This window comes from Streptomyces sp. S6, assembly GCF_054880855.1.
This window is the reverse complement of the sequence record NZ_JBTYMC010000495.1, coordinates 1-3212: the sequence shown is the minus strand read 5'-3', so window position 1 is coordinate 3212 and position 3212 is coordinate 1. Positions and strand designations below refer to the sequence as shown.

General features: G+C 72.5%; 2 protein-coding genes and 1 pseudogene. All 3 read right to left on the bottom strand.

From position 1 onward, the window contains the following. Nucleotides 1–435: pseudogene (locus ACVNF4_RS34200) on the bottom strand (GNAT family N-acetyltransferase); the annotation flags it as partial. A gap of 181 nt (nt 436–616) precedes the next feature. Further along, nucleotides 617–2203: an alkaline phosphatase D family protein gene (locus ACVNF4_RS34195; RefSeq protein ID WP_461806762.1), complete on the bottom strand. Its 1587-nt coding sequence runs from the start codon at nt 2201–2203 to the stop codon at nt 617–619. 174 nt (nt 2204–2377) lie between these two features. After that, nucleotides 2378–3212 (bottom strand): aminotransferase-like domain-containing protein (locus tag ACVNF4_RS34190; RefSeq protein WP_461806761.1); only part of this gene is annotated, 835 nt, incomplete at its 5' end.

Here is a 3212-nt window from a genome sequence, read left to right as displayed (position 1 = left end):
GTCGACCAGGTCGTGCGCGTCGGCCCGCTCGATCCAGGTCGCGCTGCCGCCCGCCCGCTGCACCGCGCGGCTGATCTCGGCGCCGCCGAGGGCACCGGGGGCGCGCAGCAGGAACTCGTCGACGGTGTCCTCGCCCAGCGGGTGCGTCTGGAGGCTCAGGATGTCGACCCGGTGCCCGGCGAGGGCGGCGCACAGCGCGGCCAGCGAGCCGGGGGCGTCCTTCACGGTCGTCCGCATCCGCCACAGCGTGCCGGTGCCGTCCACGGTGAGGCCGTCGGTGTCCCCGGCGGGTGGCCGGGGGCCGGTATCGCTCCCGGGTGGCGCGGGGGCCTGGCCGCGTGACCGCCAGGTGTGCAGGGCGGCCTCGACGGCCGCTTCGAAGGCCGCGAGGAGCGCGGTGAGGGCGTGTGCGACGACAGTCGTCCTGCGAGTCATACGTTTACTGTGAAGGAACGGTGTTGCGTGATCACGAACGTATTGTGACCGATGGGTAAATGCTCATTTCGCATTTTCCGCGCCAAGGGGCGTATTCACGCCAAAAAGGGCGAGCGGGACACCGCGCACCGGGGGATGACGCCGGTACGCGGTCCACCGCCGAGCCTACGGGACCCGCGCCCTACTGGCCGACACGTCCCGGCTGAAGTACCTGCGTGAACAGGACAGTTCCGTCCGATTCGCGCAGCCGGACCGTCAACTCCCCGCTGTGGCCGTCGATGTCGACCTCCCCGAAGAACTGGAAGCCGTCCGCCGGGGACACGTTCGCGGTCGTCGGCGCCTTGACGAACACGCGCTCCGGACCGAACGTGCCGTCCAGGTCGTTGGCCGGAAACGCACCCGCGTTGAGCGGACCGGAGACGAACTCCCAGAACGGCTCGAAGTCCTTGAACGCCGCCCGGGAGGGCTGGTAGTGCTGCGCCGAGGTGTGGTGCACGTCGGCCGTCAGCCAGACCGTGCCGGTGATCCGCCGGTGCTTGACGAACCGCAGCAGCTCCGCGATCTGGAGTTCACGCCCGAGCGGCCGCCCCGGGTCGCCCTGCGCGACGGCCTCGAAGTTCGGCTTGCCCTCCATCGGGTCCGGCACGACCAGCCCGAGCGGCATGTCGGCGGCGATCACCTTCCACACCGCGCGCGACGCGGCCAGCTCCCGCTTGAGCCACTCCAACTGCTCCCGGCCGAGGATGCCCTGCGGGTCGGTGGTCTGGACGTCCGTCGAGTTCGCGTTGCGGTACGTGCGCATGTCCAGCACGAACACGTCCAGCAGCGGACCGTGCCGCTGCACGCGCTGCACCCGGCCCTGCTTCGCGCCCGGCGTCAGCGTCGAGACCGGGAAGTACTCGCTGAACGCCCGCCGCGCGCGCGACGCGAGGACGTCCACGCTCTTCTCCGTGTAGCGCGGGTCCGAGGCGGTGATCACCTCGCCGGGGTACCAGTTGTTGCGCACCTCGTGGTCGTCCCACTGGATGATCGACGGGACCTGCGCGTTGAACCGGCGCAGGTTCTCGTCCAGCAGGTTGTAGCGGAAGTTCCCCCGGTACTCGGCCAGCGTCTCGGCGACCTTCGACTTCTCCTCGGTCACCAGGTTGCGGTACACCCGGCCGTCCGGCAGTGCCTGCGTGGCGGCGATGGGTCCGTCCGCGTAGATGTTGTCGCCGCTGCACAGGAAGAAGTCCGGGTCCAGCTTCGCCATCGCGTCGTAGATGCGGTAGCCGCCGATGTCCTGGTTGATGCCCCAGCCCTGCCCGGCGAGGTCGCCCGACCACAGGAACTTCAAGCCCCGGCGGCGCTTCTCGGACACCGTGCGGAACGTCCCGGAGACCGGCTCGCCCGTGCGGCGCGGGTCGTCCGGGTCCGCGAGGAGCACCCGGTAGTGGATCTGCTCGCCGGACGGCAGCCCGTGCAGCCGGGTGGTGCCGGTGAAGTCCGTACCGGCGCCCAGCAGCGGCCCGCACCAGCGGCGCGCGCCCCGGAACGACTCCGTCGCCGCCGTCTCGACGATCATCCGCGCGGGCCGGTCCGACCGCACCCACACCAGCCCCGAGTGCGCCCCGACGTCCCCCGTCTGCACCCCCCAGCCCGCACTCGGCCGCCCCGACAGAGCGAACGCGGGCGCGGCCCCCAGGGCGCCGGGCAGAGACAGCGCCGCCGACGCGGCGAGCGAGCCGCGCAGAACACCGCGACGGCTGGGAGAGGGAAGTGCGCTCATGACAAGGGCCTCCGGGAAAGGGGCGGGAGAGAGGTGCACCGTCAGACCTACTGGGGAAGGAGGGCCGGTTCGCGAATGGCGGGTGAACAACGGGGCGTGCGGGGGAGTGGTTCGGGGGGAGACGCAGGTTTCCGACGACGACGGCTCCGGACGACGCTGTCGAGCGCCCCGGCGTCACCCTCCCGCAGCCCGCGCCATCAACGCCACGCCGCTACGCACCCGTACCGACGTCAGATGCGCGTACCCGAGCACCAGCCGCGTCCGCCCGTCGCCCCCGGAACCGTCCCCCACGCGCGCGTGCCCGAACTCCGCCAGCGCCCGCACCTCCACCCCCGCCTCCCGCACCCTCCGAAGGAACCGTTCCTCGGGCCCGTACCGCTCGGGCAGCGTGGCGATCACATGGAGCCCGGCGGCGATACCGGACACCTCGGTGCCGGGGAAGTGCTCGGCGAGCGCCGATACGAGGGCGTCCCGGCGTTCCCGGTAGACGCGCCCGCAGCGCCTGAGGTGCCGGTCGTAGTCGCCGCGCCCGACGAACCGCGCGAACAGCGCCTGGTCCAGCGCCGGATGCCCGAGATCGGCCGTCCGCTTGCGCTCGGTCACGTCCTCGGCGAGCGCCTCCGGCAACAGCAGCCACCCCAGACGCAGCCCCGGCGCGAGGGACTTGCTGACCGACCCGCTGTAGGCGACACGCTCGGGGTCGAGGCCCTGGAGGGCGCCGACGGGACTGCGGTCGTAGCGGAAATCGCCGTCGTAGTCGTCCTCCAGGACGTACCCGTCCACCGCGCGGGCCCACTCCAGCAGTTCCGCCCGGCGGCGGGGCGCGTACGCGATGCCGGTGGGGAACTGATGGGCGGGCGTGGTGACGACGGCCCGCACGCGCGCGTCCCGCAGCGGCCCGAGGGCGAGCCCGTCGCCGTCCAGGGGCAGCGGGACGACGTCCAGACCGGCGGCGGCGTACAGGGCGCCGTGCGGCGGGCTCCCGGGGTCCTCGACGCCGACCGCCCCG

Excerpts from the sequence above, each read along its gene's own strand:
- ACVNF4_RS34195 (WP_461806762.1), bottom strand. The coding sequence starts at position 2,203 with ATGAGCGCACTTCCCTCTCCCAGCCGTCGCGGTGTTCTGCGCGGCTCG.